Source organism: Bacteroides parvus (assembly GCF_017309675.2).
GTDB lineage: Bacteria > Bacteroidota > Bacteroidia > Bacteroidales > Bacteroidaceae > Bacteroides > Bacteroides uniformis.
In genome coordinates this window covers 2,398,803-2,414,657 of sequence record NZ_CP084680.1, presented here as the reverse complement: position 1 = coordinate 2,414,657, position 15,855 = coordinate 2,398,803, and the positions used below count along the sequence as shown (strand labels likewise).

Genomic DNA, 15,855 nt, shown 5'->3' with positions numbered 1-15,855 from the left:
ATAAAAGTGATAAAGTGGTAAAGTGCTATCACTCTATCACCTTACCACCTTATTTTTATCACCTTATCACTGTTTTTTTAGTCCAGATAACTCGGTGCTGTCTCACCCACCATATTGCGGAGAGTCTCTTTCACCATGCGCCATTGCTGGAACAAATCGTGTACCGGCTCATGCTCGAAATCGTGCATCGGGCTCTTGCAGAAGAAGGACAGCCACGTCTGAATGCCGCACATGCCTGCACGCAATGCCAAATCACTGAAAATAACCAAGTCGAGCGCGATGGGAGCAGCAAGAATGGAGTCACGGCACAAGAAGTTGACCTTGATTTCCATCGGATAGCCCATCCAGCCGAAAATATCGATGTTGTCCCATGCTTCCTTGTTATCCTTACGGGGAGGATAGTAGTTGATGCGTACCTTATGATAAACATCACCGTACAAGTCAGGATATTTCTCCGGCTCGAAGATATTGTCGATAACAGACAGCTTGCTGACCTCTTTTGTCTTGAAGTTCTCCGGTTGGTCGAGTACCTCGCCGTCACGGTTACCCAGAATATTCGTAGAGAACCAGCCACTTACACCCAACATACGGGTCTTGAACATCGGAGCAAGCACCGTCTTCATCAAAGTCTGGCCACTCTTGAAGTCCTTACCGGAAATGGGCACATTCATTTTCTTGGAGAATTCCCACATAGCCGGAGTATCCACACACAGATTAGGAGCACCCATAATAAACGGAGCGCCTTCTGCAATGGCAGCGTATGCATAGCACATACTCGGAGAGATTACTTCAGTATTGTTTTCCTTCATTGCCTGTTCCAAAGCAGCGAGAGATTCGTGCTCCTTGGACAGCGGAATATATATTTCGGTACTTGCAGCCCACAGCACAACAATACGCTCGCAGTTATTGGCTGCCTTGAAGTTACGGATATCCTCGCGCAACTGCTCTGTCATTTCCCAGCGGGTAGCTGCCTTCTTAATGTGCGTACCGTTCAAACGTTTTGCGAAATTGTGGTCGAATGCAGCAGGCATCGGCTTGATGGCTTGCAGTTCATCTTTTACCAGATTCAAGTCCTTCTCTTTCAAAACCTCAGCATACATAGCAGCTTCGTAGGCGTTGTCCGGGAAAATATCCCAACCTCCGAAAACGATATCATTCAAATCAGCCAAAGGCACTATGTCTTTGATAAGTTTTTCTTTGCCATCCTGCATGCGCATAGCAGCCATTTGTGTGATTGAGCCTATAGCTTTTGCCAAGCCCTTGCGAGCAGCTAATGTACCGGTAATCATGGTGGTTGCAACCGCACCACCTACTCCGACTACCAGCACGCCCAGGCGTCCGGTTGCCGGCTTAATGTTTTCTTTCATTGCCATTGTATTATTTAGAGTTTAAAAAATTGCTCAAATTTAGGGTATTTTACTCAATTGGGATTAGTCATTTTATCCGATTTAATGTCCTATTAGTAAGATTTAAGTTAAAATGTCATGTGCAGACTGATTCTGAGCCCGGATTTGTCTATATCCGGTAAATTTCGGTAAGTCAGACGCCATACATAATCGACACGCAACACCTTGAAAATATTTTCAATGCCTACGCCTGCCTCTACGTAGGGCGTATGCCCCATGGTGGTACTCCCGGCAGGAAAACGGAACAAATCCTGCTGAAAAGCCGGATTATTCTTATCGCTCAAATTCCCATACAAACCGCGGCAGGAAAGAACTTCACGCCATTTCAACTTTTTCAACAAAGGAATACGGTTGAAGAGCCAGCCGTTCAAGTAATAGGTCACATCCCAGGAAGCGTATTCATCATTCATGAATTCCATGGCATTCATCAATGAATAAGACTCAGGTTGTATGGTATAGGACAAGTTCGCATTGGGAATGATAAGCAGAGGAAAAGGAACCTTATTCCAGACTTTTCCGGCTTTCAGGATAACATCCGTATAACCGAATGCCGAGAACCAGAAACGCTTTTGAAAACCCGCTTCCGTATAGTGATAGGTATAGTCTCCTCCCAGTACCCCTTTGGCAGCCATGGTATGCGTAAGCGAAAAGACCGGAGCATCCAGCGAAACAGGGAAGCGGTTCCATTGGGTCTGGAAGAATTTTTCGTTGGGAGCATAGCGCAGCTTCAATTCCAGCTCACTGGTCGAAATACTTTTTACATACGTATTACGGTCATCCTGCTTGATGAAAGGAATCAGACGGGATGATTCATCTTTACGCAGGCGCGCCGTCATCTGTACGGAAAAGCCGGAATGGAACTCATTGGTATAGGTCAGCTCCGCTTTCCGCTGATAACCGATACGGTCATCCTTCTGACGTTTCAAGGCAAGAAAAACATTATCCTGACTGGTATAAAGATAGTGTTGTCCATATTGATTGACATCTGACAAGTAACGGAGCTTCAACGAATGTATAGGAAATTCATTGGCATATTCCTTCTTCTTATGAAAAGAATATTCCAGTTCAGCAAGTCCTTTTACACGATGGTCGCGAAAACCGTATGCCATATACCCCCTGCCGAACAGATGCGGATTGAGCCATGCCGTCGTCATACCGCCGGCACGCAAGCGCACTCCTTCCAGTGTATTTCCGCTGATGGTGGTATTCATCATACCGATATAGAACAAAGGTTCTTTTTCCTTCGGAGCGGGAATATACCCCGTGAACAGCACCTTCAGCACTTTCTCCGTCCAGAAATAAACGGGATAGCTGCGCAACTGGGCCATCATCTTGTCCACCGAAGTCTCTTTCTTGCTGACCTCCACCTGGCGGTTGGCATCCCAATATGCTTCCGAATAGCCGGAAGCCGATGCCTCTTCAATCATCTTTTCCGGTTTTCGGAAAGCCTGCAGAGCCTTGTCATCCGGTTCATACTGATAGTTTCTGTAATACACATCCCGCTTGGCATAAATACCGTCACTATTGTCCACCAACTTGAATTCCGTAGTGATACTCTCATTGAGCAACTGCCTCGTACCGTCCTCCGCGCGGTCAAAATTCTGTTCAATCTTCATGTAGTCCACAAAGTTCAGATTGATTTTCTGAGGAAAGTTCATGACGGCACGCCTTACAAAATAGGTGCTGTCCAGCATGACGTACAAATGTCCCGTAAAACCGAACGACTCGGAGTTGAAAGGAACAAATGTCAAGTCAACACAAGGCTTTCCGGCAACGGTAAGCGTATCCATCAGATAATATTTGTAGAAAGACGGCCCAAGGGAGGAAAGCGGGCTGACAAACTTATTGGTGAACAAGGTAATGTTGTTCTCATAAAGGTCTACATCGGTCATGGTGACACTGATAGCCTGCTCCATACCCTGCTGGGAAAGCATTTCGTCCACTCCTGCCTGCCTGCGGGCGGTGACCCACTGTTTCCGGCTATGCGGAGACTTGCGGTAATAATCTGTGGCAAGCAACTCACGGTTGGAAATGGCCAGTACCGGCCTGCCGGTAACGGCAGAGGTATCGACATAATCCGTCAGAAACTTGAACTTACGGTAAAGCCACTTCTGTTGCTTCAAGCTGTCGAAGTTATTGATGGCAAAAGTCATCTTTTCATAGCGGTCACGTTTCCAGAAGTCGCGTTCGTCGGGCGAATAGTCATCCCGATGCTCTATCATCTTGCGTACAAACTCCACTGCGGGATTATCCTTTTTCTTATACCGTTCACGCTTCGGCTTCACCACCACTTCATCCAGTGCATAAGTGGCTGGCGAAAGGACTATATTGAACTTAGACGACTTTGCGGGATGAATCAACCGGACATATTCATTATATCCCACGGCCGAAATGACCAGCGTGGCCTCCGGGCGATAGGTCTTGAAGGAAAAACGGCCGTTATTGTCCGTCATCCCTCCCTCCGTAGTTCCTTTCAGATAAACTGACGTATAAGGCAATGGCTCCTTCGTCAACGAATCGGTGACAACGCCTTGCACCATATATTGTGCCCTCAATGGAAGAGTAACCAGCTGGATAAGCAGAAATACCCTAAAAAACAACTTCATACCTTGTTTTACCTAATTTGGATGACAAAGGTACGGAAGAAAACTTTTTCTTAAAGTTCGGTTTTACGGAATAAATGTTCTAAAAAACTCCTTTTGTATAAAACACTTCCCGTTAAAAGCCGTTGTATAGCGAAACGACGCTCCAGAAAGCATCGGAACAACCAATATATAACCTAAACAACTTGATTATGGAATGGATTTTCAACCAGCTCAGGGAACGCCCCGAACTTGCCATTTTCCTCACTATATTCCTGGGATTCTGGCTGGGGAAACTGCGTATCGGTAAGTTTACGCTGGGCACAGTGACCAGTGTACTGCTTGTAGGCGTACTGGTAGGGCAACTGAATATAGCCGTACCGGGTCCGATAAAGTCGGTATTTTTTCTGCTTTTCCTTTTTGCCGTGGGCTATAAAGTGGGTCCCCAGTTCTTCCGCGGACTGAAAAAGGACGGATTGCCCCAAGTGGGCTTTGCCGTACTGATGTGTATATCCGTACTGTTAGTGACCTGGCTGCTGGCCCTGATGATGGGCTACAATGCCGGTGAAGCTGCCGGACTGCTGGCCGGTTCGCAAACCATCTCCGCCGTCATCGGAGTGGCAGAAGACACCATGGCCAATATGGGACTGGACGAGGCCCAACGACAAAGTTACGTCAACATCATTCCCGTATCCTACGCCGTCACCTACATTTTCGGTACTGCAGGCTCGGCATGGGTCCTATCATCCATCGGTCCCAAGATGCTGGGCGGGCTGGAAAAGGTGAAAGCCGCCTGCAAGGAACTGGAGGCGAAGATGGGCAGCTCTCTGGCTGACGAACCGGGATTCATGCCGGCGGCACGCCCCGTCACTTTCCGTGCCTACCGGGTCGAAAACGAATGGTTCAAGAATGGAAAGCGGGTGATTGACCTGGAAGTCTACTTCCGGCAGCACGACAAACGTCTATTTGTGGAACGCCTCCGCAAATCCGGAATTGTGGTGGAAGTCAGCATGAACCTACGGATAGAGCCGGGAGACGAAGTAGTGCTAAGCGGACGCCGTGAATATATCATAGGCGAAGAAAGCTGGATAGGGCCGGAAGTACAAGATGCCCAGCTCCTGGATTTTCCTGCGGAAAAGTTACCGGTTACAATCACACGCAAGACGGTTGCCGGCAAGACGGTTGCAGCTATCCGAAGGGAAAAGTTCATGCACGGTGTCAGTATCCGGAGCATCAAGCGCGCCGGAATATCCATTCCCGTGCTGGCACAAACGGTAGTAGATGCCGGCGACGTCATCGAAGTGGTAGGTACCAGGCAGGAAGTGGAAGCAGCAGCCAAACGTCTGGGGTATATAGACCGTCCTACCAACCAGACGGATATGATATTCGTAGGCCTGGGTATCCTTATCGGAGGTTTGTTCGGAGCACTTTCCGTCCATATCGGCGGCATCCCCATCAGCTTGAGCACAAGCGGCGGCGCATTGATTGCGGGCTTGTTCTTCGGCTGGCTCCGCAGTAAGCACCCCACCTTCGGGCGCATTCCCGAACCTTCACAATGGGTGTTGAACAATGTCGGTCTGAACATGTTCATCGCGGTAGTGGGCATTTCGGCAGGTCCCAGTTTCGTGCAGGGCTTCCACGACGTAGGTATCAGCCTGTTTCTGGTGGGAGCAGCAGCCACCACCCTGCCGCTGATTATCGGCTTGCTGCTGGCAAGGTATGTTTTCAAGTTCCATCCGGCACTGGCTTTGGGCGTCTGCGCAGGGGCACGTACCACTACGGCCGCTTTAGGTGCGGTGCAGGATGCCGTTGAGAGCGAAACGCCTGCTCTGGGATACACCGTGACCTATGCCGTGGGCAATACCTTATTAATAATATGGGGTGTAGTCATCGTTTTGCTACTATAAGACGATTTTGTGTCAATGCTTACTAATCCGAAGCATTCAAAGAATTATTGCCGGAAATGCAAGCGACTATATACCCATTCACTAATAGCTATTCGTCCGACAGCTGTCGGACGATAATTCAACAGTTGTCGGACGATGATTCAACAACTGTCGGACGAAAAGGAAACATATATCGGACGATTAATTTCAAGCAAGGAAAGAAATAGTCCGCCACATGAACAGAGATTATTCACCGAATGACTGAAAACAATAAATAACGAACCTAAACTTGAGCTTATGGATACAAAACTTTTAGAAAAGAAAATGGAATCTATCAGTCCTTTCGAACTGAAGAACCGCCTGATAGACATGGCAGACGAAAGTCTGAAGAAAACCGCCCGTACCATGCTGAACGCAGGGCGCGGCAACCCCAACTGGATTGCAACCGCTCCACGCGAGACCTTTTTCCTATTGGGAAGCTTCGGCCTGGAAGAGTGCCGTCGCATCATGGATTTGCCCGAGGGCATTGCAGGCATCCCCGAAAAAAAAGGCATTGCCTCCCGCTTCGAAGCCTTCCTGAAAAAGAACAATAACGCACCGGGTGCCAAATTGCTGGAACAAACCTACAACTACCTGCTGATGCAGCATGCCGCCGACCCCGACAGCCTTGTACACGAATGGACCGAAAGCATTGTAGGCGACCAGTATCCCGTGCCCGACCGCATCCTTCATTTTACAGAAATCCTTGTGCAAGACTACCTTTCGCAAGAGATGTGCGACAACCGTCCTCCCCGGGGTGCCTATGACCTGTTTGCCACCGAAGGTGGAACAGCCGCCATGTGCTATATCTTCGACTCCCTGCAGGAAAACTTCCTGCTGAACAAAGGGGACGGCATCGTCCTCATGGTTCCTGCCTTTACCCCCTATATTGAAATTCCACAACTCAGCCGCTACCAGTTTCGAGTGACCAAAATACATGCCAACCGCATGAATAGCGAAGGGATGCACCTCTGGCAGTACAGCGACGAAGACATAGACCGCTTGAAAAGCCCTAAAATCAAGGCCCTCTTTGTCACCAATCCCAGTAATCCGCCCAGCTACACACTCAGTCCGGATACAATGGCGCGCATCGTGAGCATCGTCAGAAATGACAACCCTAATCTGATGATTATTACAGACGACGTATACGGTACATTCAGTCCGCACTTCCGTTCGTTCATGGCAGAAATTCCCTACAATACGCTTTGCGTCTATTCATTCTCCAAATACTTCGGTGCCACCGGATGGCGCAATGCGGTCATTGCCCTGCACGAATTCAATCTGTTCGACAAGCTGATAGCCAAACTGCCGAAAGAGAAACGGGAGATTCTGCACCGCCGCTACTCCACCCTCACTCTGGAACCTGAAAAACTGAAGTTTATCGACCGTATGGTTGCCGACAGTCGCCAGGTGGCACTGAACCATACCGCCGGACTGTCATTGCCACAACAGATGCAGATGGGCCTTTTCGCCGCCTTTGCCCTGCTGGACAAGGAAAACAAATACAAGCAAAAGATGCAGGAGATTATCCGCCGCCGATTGCATGCCCTTTGGGAAAATACCGGTTTCACGCTGACGGAAGACCCGTTGCGCGTAGGTTATTATACAGAAATCGACATGCTGGTTTGGGCAAAGAAGTTCTATGGGGACGACTTTGTAGAATATCTGAAACGTACCTACAGCCCGCTGAACGTAGTTTTCCGCCTTGCCAAGGAAACCTCTCTGGTGTTGCTGAACGGCGGTGGTTTTGACGGCCCCGAATGGAGCGTGCGCGCCTCACTCGCCAATCTGGACGAGAAAGACTATGCGACCATCGGCCAAGGCATTAAAAGGATATTGGACGAATACGCAAAAGAATTCTTTAAAAGCAGAAATTGAAAGGTGAAAGGTAAAACTTTCAAATTTCAATTAAATAGTATACGGAAGCGGGTCAATCCATCGTTGTAGGTACGTAGGGAGAACGTGCAACCATGACGGCTCAAAACTTCCCGGATAAACACCAGGCCAATTCCCTGCCCGTTCGGCTTGGTGGAAAAGAAGGGACTGAAGAGTTTAGCTTCGGTCTCTTTACTTATCCCCGGACCATTGTCAACGACTTCCACAGAAGCGGGGGCAGTGGTCCTTACTATTATCTCACCTTGCTGTCCGTTTTCTCCGGCATCCCCCTCTATACTTTCGGCAGCATTCTTGATGATATTCACAAGCACCTGCTCAAAAAGAGAAGCATCCATACGCACCATTCCCACCTCCGGGTCGCATTCCAGACGTAGCCCTATATTGCGGTCATTGCACATTCCTTCCATGAAACGCTTGCACATGGACACCAACTCATTCAGTTGGACGGGCACCAGGGTAGGTTCAGGTATCTTTACCACATCTGCAAAACGGGTAATGAAACGGCTCATCGAGAAACAACGCTCCGTACAGACGCGCATCACGTCGCAGATGTCCTCCATATCATCTTCTGTAGAAAGTGCCTGCTCCACTGTATCAAGTGTGGAAGTGATGCCCGCAGTGGTATTGTTCACTTCATGAGCTATCATGCGGATTACCTTTTCATAGGCACGCTTCTCGGCACGCATCACTTCTTCCGTCATACGCTCTATCAAGAAAAAAGGATGTTTGAACCCTCTGTCAATAAAAGAAGAATGGGTGCATTTATAAATATTCGCATCATTGAGACGGACCACTGCCGTCTCGTCTTTGGGAATGGACGAAAGTTCGGCAGCCAACGGGGAGTCCATCTGGTCCAGCCGCTTTGCCATCGCCTCCTCCATACGGACACCGAGCATCTTTACCGCCATCGGATTCAATTGCGACACTTCATCGTCCATTGTCAGGATAATAACCCCCATTGGAGATGCCTGAATCAACAAATCCAAGAAGTGATTCTGCTCGCGCATGCGCAACCGTTCATTCTTGAGCTGCTCCATCATTCGGTTAAAGATATTCACAATGCGGTCTGCCTCGTACTGCCCTACCCGACTGAGACGGCTACTGAAATCCTGCTCGCGCAGCAACTCCATACCGCTGCCGATGGTATTCATCGGCTTCACTATCTTATTATAGAATACTATCAGATAGATAAGGATAAACCCGATGAGCCCCTCCAACACGTATAGGTACAAAGACGGCTTTCCACTCAGCAGATATACCAGCGTTCCACCCAGACCGAGCAGAAAAAGGACAAGTATGAAGAAAAAGAATTTTATGCGCACGGGAATTGAATATTATATTTTTCCAAACGTCTGTAAAGCGCAGCGCGGCTGATGCCTAATGACACTGCCACCTGACTGAGATTCCCTTTATGCTGTTCCAACGCCTGCAAAATAGTCTGCCGCTCTATTTCATCCAAAGTCATACCTGCAAAAGAAGTACCTTCGGCAGCTTTGGCCGGTTCGTCGTGACGCAGATATTGGGCATCGAAATCCGCGGCATCCAGCACCGGCTTGCCGCTGACCAGAATGGTACGCTCCACCAGATTCTTCAACTCACGAATGTTGCCCGGATAAGGCAGGCGGGAAAGGAAATTCAGAGCGTCGGCCGAGAAATCCGTACGCGGCAAGCCGTTCACCTCTGCCTGACGGTCGGCAAAGTGACGTGCCAGCAAAGGAATATCTTCACGGCGCTCCCGCAAGGAGGGCAGTTTTACGGTAATCAGGTTGATACGGTAAAAAAGGTCTTCACGGAAAGTACGTTCGGACACCATCTTGCGGAGGTCTGCATTAGTGGCGGACACAACGCGCACATCGACTTTGCGGGGACGGCTATCGCCCAGCACTTCGAATGTCTGGTCTTGAAGCACGCGCAGCAGTTTCACCTGGCAGGAAGGGTCAAGGTCACCAATCTCGTCGAGGAAGATAGTACCTTTATTTGCCATTTCAAAACGCCCTATACGGTCGGCGCTGGCATCGGTAAACGCCCCTTTCTTATGGCCGAACATCTCACTCTCGAACAAGCTCTGCGAGATGCCGCCGAGATTCACCTTGACAAAAGGCTGCTTCACACGTTGGCTGTTGACATGGATGGCTTCGGCAATCAGCTCCTTGCCCGTTCCGCTTTCGCCCGTAATCAGCACCGAAGCATTGGTACGGGCTATGCGGGCCACTGTGTTCAATACTTCCATCAGCCCTTTGGACTTACCTATAATATGGCTGCGATTCAATGCGGTAGTCTGTTCTTCCGGCACCTCTTTCGGGGCGGCCGTAAGCTCAAGGGCCGTCTCGATGCGCTGCAAAAGAGCAGCATTGTTCCAAGGCTTGGTTATGAAATCGAATGCGCCGGCCTGCATACCCTGCACGGCAAGCTGGATACTTCCCCATGCCGTCATCAAAATAACGGGCACATCGGGACGGAACACCTTTACCTGCTTCAATAAGGTAAGTCCCTCTTCTCCGGTAGTGGAAAGAGTGAAGTTCATATCCATCAAAATCAAGGCGGGAGCTTCGGCCCTAACTATATCCATAGCTTCGCGAGGGCCCGGAGCCGTTTTCACCTCATATCCGGCACGCTTCAGCATAAAGCTGAGGGAAGAGCGCACAGCACTATCGTCGTCTATTATCAGTATCATAAAAATTGTAGTTTGTTTCCCGCAAAAATAAGTAAAAAAGCAGAGTTATGAATGATAAGTTATAAGTTATTTACCTATAATATCGCATATACGGTACTTTTACCGGCAAATAACTCATAACTTATCACTTGCAACCCGTCGACTTATCCTCTTACCACCTCTTCAAAATCAGCTTCCAATTCCGTATCGCGTTCAAAATCCCAAAGGGTCAAGCTGCGGAGCTGATAGAAGTAATACCAATAGTAGTACAGCTCTGAAATATGCTTTTGACGGGCTTCGTCTTTAGAGTTCTGTGCATCGTTCAGGTCCAGGGTGCTGATTTTACCTATCATAAAGGTCTCTACACTGGTCTTGTAACGCTTCTCAGCAATGACATCCGCCTCTTCGGCTATGTCCAGCTGTTGCGCCTGGTTGTTGAAGTTAGCCACCAGCAAAAAGATGTCCTGATTAAAGTCCATCTGTTCCTGGCGGATTTTGGATAAAACCACTTCACGGTTGCTCTTTGCCACCCTTACCTTGCCGCGGCGTTTGCCCCAGTCAAGGATAGGAATCTTGACGCCCACCTGCACAATCTGATTATCAAGCAAGTCCCGGTAGGCTGAAGAGAATTCATGGTTTTGCCCCGTATAGCCCACACTGGCAAAGAGATCGATGCTACGCAGGTTTCCGCGTGCCGTTGCCACTTCATAATCAGCTTCGAGCTGGCGGCGGCGGATGTTCTGTGCAAAGGAGTTGCGTTCCAGTGCCTTGTTCAGCACGCGGTCATAGTCCATCTTTATATCAGGAACAGTGGCGGGCAACACCGGGTTCAGGCTTTCCTGCTCGGACACCCCGAGGAAAGAACGGAGCTGGAACATTTTTGCATTCAGGTTGCTCTCTGCCTCAGTCACGTCGGCCTTGCCCTGCAATGAATTCAGTTTAAGCTGCAGCAAATCATTCTCGGATATCTGTCCCATCTTACGTTTGGCTATGGCCACTTCATAAAGGCGGTCGGCATTCGTCTTGTTCTGCATGGCGGTAGCGAGCGATTCTTTGGCCAGCAGCAACTCAAAGAAATAAGTGATGGTTTTCATCGTCACCTCTTCCGTAGCTGAAATGAACTCGGCCTTTGCCTCGGCATAGCGTACGGGCTCTATACGGCGGTTCCACTTCAAGGTATTCACTCCGAAGACCGGTTGCGTCAACTCCAGACTCACGGGGACTGACATGAACTGCTTCGCTCCTCCGGAACCCAGCTGTTTGAGATAATCCAGCGAAGAAGTCAGTGACAGCTTACCCCCCGTAAACCAAATGTTCTGGTCTACCGAAAGCTGGCCGGACAGCCCCAGTGTATTGTTGCGGACAAAGCTATAGGAGCCGTCGGAATTCTGGTAGGTACTGTAGGACTTGTTATAGTTGGGTAGTGTACCGGTGAAATTCACTTCCGGCAACAAGTCCGCACGGAATGTACGGTATTCCCAATACGCGGTTTTCAATTCATTCAATGCCACAGCAGCATCCACAGACTGCGTACGGGCCAGTACAATGGCCTCCGACAGCGTAATATTGCGTTCATGTCCCAAAGTATCATTCTGCGCCATGGTTGCCAACGGCATCAAAAAACAAACTGCAAGTAAAATATTCTTTTTCATGTTCAATCTTTAAAATTGTCGCAAACAGAAAAGCAAAGAGTGTGCCAAGTGGCCGGGAAGGTTCCATAGAGGGGTAAGTGTTCATTTTCGGACAGTGGGGATGTCCGTTAGCGGACGATATCAGGAAAACAACCGGTCTCTATCTAAAGTCTGAAAAAATCCTTCTAAAGTTCAATTATCCATGAATTAATTGATGAAAAATTTCTTTATTAAGGAAGAATTCTCTTTCTTTGTGCTGCTTTATACCTTTATTAAAAAGGATACAATACTAACATTAATTTATATAGTTATGAAGATTTCACACATTGAGCATCTGGGCATTGCCGTTAAGAGCATTGAAGAAGCCCTTCCGTACTACGAAAACGTTTTAGGTTTGAAATGCTACAACATCGAAACCGTGGAAGATCAGAAAGTTAGAACCGCTTTCCTGAAAGTGGGCGATGTAAAGATCGAATTGTTGGAACCTACTTCTCCCGAAAGCACAATTGCCAAATTCATTGAGAAGAACAACGGCAACGGCGGCATGCATCATCTGGCATTTGCCGTTGAAGACGGAGTGGCCGGTGCGCTTGCAGAAGTCGAAGAAAAAGGTATCCGCCTTATAGACAAAGCTCCCCGCAAAGGTGCAGAAGGTCTGAACATTGCATTCCTGCATCCGAAGTCAACTCTCGGTGTCCTGACCGAGCTTTGCGAGAAACCGGAATAAGCAAGACTGTAAAATCATCAAATCATAAATTGTATAAACATTTAAAGAATATAAATTCATGAGTAATCAACTTGAAAAGATTAAAGAGCTTATAGACCGCCGCGCTGCAGCACGTCTCGGTGGTGGTGAAAAAGCGATTGCAAAGCAACACGAGAAGGGTAAATATACAGCTCGTGAGCGTATAGCCATGCTTCTCGACGAAGGCAGTTTCGAAGAAATGGACATGTTCGTAGAACATAGATGTACGAACTTCGGCATGGAAAAGAAACACTACCCCGGTGACGGTGTGGTAACCGGTTGCGGTACAATCGAGGGCCGTCTGGTTTATGTCTTCGCACAGGACTTCACAGTTTCTGCCGGTTCACTGTCCGAAACCATGTCTCTGAAAATCTGTAAGATTATGGACCAAGCCATGAAAATGGGTGCTCCGTGTATCGGTATCAACGACTCGGGCGGTGCACGTATTCAGGAAGGTATCAATGCCTTGGCTGGCTACGCTGAAATCTTCCAACGTAACATACTTGCTTCGGGTGTCATTCCGCAGATTTCCGGTATTTTCGGTCCTTGTGCCGGTGGCGCCGTTTACTCTCCTGCCTTGACAGACTTTACTTTGATGATGGAAGGTACATCCTACATGTTCCTTACCGGTCCGAAGGTAGTAAAGACTGTAACCGGAGAAGACGTAAGCCAGGAAAACCTGGGTGGCGCGAGCGTTCACTCCACCAAATCTGGTGTTACTCATTTTACTGCACAGACAGAAGAAGAAGGTTTGGCTCTTATCCGCAAACTGTTGAGCTACATTCCCCAGAACAACCTGGAAGAAGCTCCCTATGTAGACTGTACAGACCCTATCGACCGTCTGGAAGATTCCCTGAACGACATCATTCCTGATAACCCGAACAAGCCGTACGATATGTACGAGGTAATTGGCGCTATCATAGATAATGGTGAGTTCCTCGAAATCCAAAAAGATTATTCAAAGAATATCATTATCGGTTTCGCACGTTTCAACGGACAGTCCGTAGGTATCGTTGCCAACCAGCCGAAGTATCTGGCAGGTGTGCTCGACAGCAACGCATCCCGCAAGGGCGCACGCTTCGTCCGTTTCTGCGACGCCTTCAATATTCCTATCGTATCATTGGTAGACGTACCGGGATTCCTTCCGGGAACCGGCCAGGAGTACAACGGCGTCATCCTGCACGGTGCCAAACTGCTGTATGCATACGGTGAAGCTACTGTACCCAAGGTTACCATTACACTGCGTAAATCCTACGGTGGTTCGCACATCGTGATGAGCTGTAAGCAGCTGCGTGGCGACATGAATTATGCTTGGCCTACTGCTGAAATCGCTGTAATGGGTGGTGCAGGTGCTGTAGAAGTATTATATGCCCGCGAAGCCAAAGAGCAGGAAAATCCGGCTCAATTCCTGGCTGAAAAAGAGGCTGAATACACCAAGTTGTTTGCCAATCCTTATAATGCAGCTAAATATGGTTACATCGATGATGTTATCGAACCGCGTAACACACGTTTCCGCATCATCCGTGCCCTGCAACAGTTGCAAACCAAGAAATTGACTAACCCGGCTAAGAAGCATGGTAATATTCCCTTGTAATCAAGCTTTTCACACTAAAACAAGAACGATTATGAATAAAACAAAAATCGGAATATTCCTTTCATTGATGCTGGTGTTGGGCTTTTGCTCTTCTTGCAAAGAACAGAAATCGAACAACAAACTGTTACTGAATGAAGTGCTGGTCAACAACGAGAGCAACTATCAGGATGACTACGGTGTGCACAGCGCATGGATTGAAATATTCAACAGATCATACGGCAGCGCCGACCTTGCAGGTTGCTATCTGAAATTCAGCAGCCAGCCGGGTGATACTGCCAGTTATTTCATTCCCAAAGGTGACGTTCTGACACTCATAAAACCACGTCAGCATGCACTTTTCTGGGCTGATGGAGAGCCAAGACGCGGTACATTTCATACAAACTTCAAACTGGATGCCACAAATGCCAACTGGATTGGGTTGTATGATTCTGGCAAGAAATTGCTTGATCAAGTCATAGTGCCTGCCGGTACTTTAAAAGCCAACCAATCCTATGCCCGTGTCAGTGATGCAGCCGACCAATGGGAAGTAAAGGGTGGAAGCGAAGATAAATATGTCACTCCGAGTACCAACAACAAGACTATCGACAGCAATGCCAAAATGGAAAAATTCGAAGAGCATGACAGCGTAGGTATCGGTATGGCTATTTCTGCCATGAGCGTTGTATTCTGCGGGCTGATATTACTCTACATCTCCTTCAAGATTATAGGTAAAATATCAGTTAACCTCAGCAAACGCAATGCCATGAAAGCTAAAGGTATTACTGATAAACAAGAAGCAAAAGAGAAACAACTGGGGCAGGCTCCGGGAGAAGTTTTTGCTGCCATTTCAATGGCCATGCACGAATTCCAAAGCGATGTACACGATGTGGAAGACACGATACTTACCATTACCCGTGTAAAACGCAGTTACTCACCGTGGAGTTCAAAGATTTATACGTTGCGTGAGACTCCTCACAAAAAGTAAGTCACCCATAATAAAATAAAACGATGAAAGAATATAAATATAAAATTAACGGTAACGTATATAAAGTTGCCATTGGAGATATTGAAGACAACATCGCTCACGTAGAAGTGAACGGTACTCCCTACAAAGTTGAAATGGAAAAAGCACCGAAGGTAGTCGTTAAACCGGTAGCACGTCCGGCAGCCACATCCGCTCCTGCTGCTCCTGCTACTCCGGTAGTAAAACCGGCCGCTGCTTCTACCGGCAAGTCAGGTGTAAAATCTCCGCTTCCCGGTGTAATCCTCGATATCAAAGTAAATGTCGGCGATACAGTAAAGAAGGGACAAGTTATCATCATTCTGGAAGCCATGAAGATGGAAAACAATATCAATGCTGATAAAGACGGTAAGATTACAGCCATCAATGTAAACAAAGGGGACTCTGTTCTCGAAGGTACTGACCTCGTAATTATTGAATAAT

At 48.1% G+C, this 15,855-nt stretch carries 11 protein-coding genes; 6 read left to right on the top strand and 5 right to left on the bottom strand.

Annotated features, from left to right (window positions below):
* Positions 1-77: 77 nt before the first annotated feature.
* Together JXR92_RS09645 and JXR92_RS09640 are read right to left on the bottom strand one after the other, a co-directional pair.
* Positions 78-1,367 carry an inositol-3-phosphate synthase gene (locus JXR92_RS09645; protein WP_117965522.1) on the bottom strand — a complete coding sequence of 430 codons (1,290 nt, stop codon included), beginning with the start codon at positions 1,365-1,367 and terminating at the stop codon, positions 78-80.
* Positions 1,368-1,474: 107 nt separating this feature from the next.
* Positions 1,475-4,012 (bottom strand): DUF5686 and carboxypeptidase-like regulatory domain-containing protein, encoded by a 2,538-nt coding sequence (locus JXR92_RS09640; protein ID WP_119962033.1) that lies wholly within the window; start codon positions 4,010-4,012, stop codon positions 1,475-1,477.
* A 188-nt stretch (positions 4,013-4,200) separates the two neighbouring features.
* Between JXR92_RS09640 and aspT the strand changes: the two genes are divergently transcribed.
* Together aspT and aspD are read left to right on the top strand one after the other, a co-directional pair.
* Positions 4,201-5,895: an aspartate-alanine antiporter gene (gene aspT, locus JXR92_RS09635; protein WP_119962034.1), complete on the top strand. Its 1,695-nt coding sequence runs from the start codon at positions 4,201-4,203 to the stop codon at positions 5,893-5,895.
* Positions 5,896-6,171: 276 nt separating this feature from the next.
* Positions 6,172-7,791, top strand: coding sequence for an aspartate 4-decarboxylase (gene aspD, locus JXR92_RS09630; RefSeq protein ID WP_138344837.1), 1,620 nt, complete (start codon positions 6,172-6,174; stop codon positions 7,789-7,791).
* 26 nt (positions 7,792-7,817) lie between these two features.
* On the opposite strand, the gene JXR92_RS09625 is transcribed toward aspD, so the two are convergent.
* The 3 genes from JXR92_RS09625 to JXR92_RS09615 all read right to left on the bottom strand — a co-directional run bounded on the left by JXR92_RS09625 (position 7,818) and on the right by JXR92_RS09615 (position 12,114).
* The gene (locus JXR92_RS09625; RefSeq protein WP_138344835.1) at positions 7,818-9,131 is read right to left on the bottom strand and encodes a sensor histidine kinase; all 1,314 of its coding nucleotides are present in this window, start codon (positions 9,129-9,131) and stop codon (positions 7,818-7,820) included.
* Entirely contained in the window at positions 9,122-10,483 is a 1,362-nt protein-coding gene (locus JXR92_RS09620) for a sigma-54-dependent transcriptional regulator (protein ID WP_138344833.1), read from the bottom strand. The genes JXR92_RS09625 and JXR92_RS09620 overlap by 10 nt, the downstream gene beginning before the upstream one ends.
* Positions 10,484-10,626: 143 nt before the next feature.
* Complete coding sequence (locus JXR92_RS09615; protein ID WP_138344831.1) at positions 10,627-12,114, bottom strand: TolC family protein; 1,488 nt, start codon at positions 12,112-12,114, stop codon at positions 10,627-10,629.
* A gap of 289 nt (positions 12,115-12,403) precedes the next feature.
* On the opposite strand from JXR92_RS09615, the gene mce reads away from it, so the two are divergent.
* From mce to JXR92_RS09595, 4 genes are read left to right on the top strand one after another with little or no spacing between them, the layout of a single operon-like run.
* Positions 12,404-12,820: a methylmalonyl-CoA epimerase gene (mce, locus tag JXR92_RS09610; RefSeq protein ID WP_009036790.1), complete on the top strand. Its 417-nt coding sequence runs from the start codon at positions 12,404-12,406 to the stop codon at positions 12,818-12,820.
* Positions 12,821-12,878: 58 nt separating this feature from the next.
* Positions 12,879-14,432 carry an acyl-CoA carboxylase subunit beta gene (locus JXR92_RS09605; RefSeq protein WP_117965501.1) on the top strand — a complete coding sequence of 518 codons (1,554 nt, stop codon included), beginning with the start codon at positions 12,879-12,881 and terminating at the stop codon, positions 14,430-14,432.
* Between the two features lie 31 nt (positions 14,433-14,463).
* Positions 14,464-15,396, top strand: a complete 933-nt coding sequence (locus JXR92_RS09600) for an OadG family transporter subunit (RefSeq protein ID WP_008663742.1) — start codon at positions 14,464-14,466, stop codon at positions 15,394-15,396.
* A 23-nt stretch (positions 15,397-15,419) separates the two neighbouring features.
* Entirely contained in the window at positions 15,420-15,854 is a 435-nt protein-coding gene (locus JXR92_RS09595) for a biotin/lipoyl-containing protein (protein WP_005826788.1), read from the top strand.
* The last annotated feature ends 1 nt before the right edge of the window (position 15,855 follow it).

Excerpts from the sequence above, each read along its gene's own strand:
- mce (WP_009036790.1), top strand. The coding sequence starts at position 12,404 with ATGAAGATTTCACACATTGAGCATCTGGGCATTGCCGTTAAGAGCATT.
- JXR92_RS09640 (WP_119962033.1), bottom strand. The coding sequence starts at position 4,012 with ATGAAGTTGTTTTTTAGGGTATTTCTGCTTATCCAGCTGGTTACTCTT.
- JXR92_RS09620 (WP_138344833.1), bottom strand. The coding sequence starts at position 10,483 with ATGATACTGATAATAGACGACGATAGTGCTGTGCGCTCTTCCCTCAGC.
- JXR92_RS09605 (WP_117965501.1), top strand. The coding sequence starts at position 12,879 with ATGAGTAATCAACTTGAAAAGATTAAAGAGCTTATAGACCGCCGCGCT.
- JXR92_RS09600 (WP_008663742.1), top strand. The coding sequence starts at position 14,464 with ATGAATAAAACAAAAATCGGAATATTCCTTTCATTGATGCTGGTGTTG.
- JXR92_RS09595 (WP_005826788.1), top strand. The coding sequence starts at position 15,420 with ATGAAAGAATATAAATATAAAATTAACGGTAACGTATATAAAGTTGCC.
- JXR92_RS09615 (WP_138344831.1), bottom strand. The coding sequence starts at position 12,114 with ATGAAAAAGAATATTTTACTTGCAGTTTGTTTTTTGATGCCGTTGGCA.
- aspT (WP_119962034.1), top strand. The coding sequence starts at position 4,201 with ATGGAATGGATTTTCAACCAGCTCAGGGAACGCCCCGAACTTGCCATT.
- JXR92_RS09645 (WP_117965522.1), bottom strand. The coding sequence starts at position 1,367 with ATGAAAGAAAACATTAAGCCGGCAACCGGACGCCTGGGCGTGCTGGTA.
- aspD (WP_138344837.1), top strand. The coding sequence starts at position 6,172 with ATGGATACAAAACTTTTAGAAAAGAAAATGGAATCTATCAGTCCTTTC.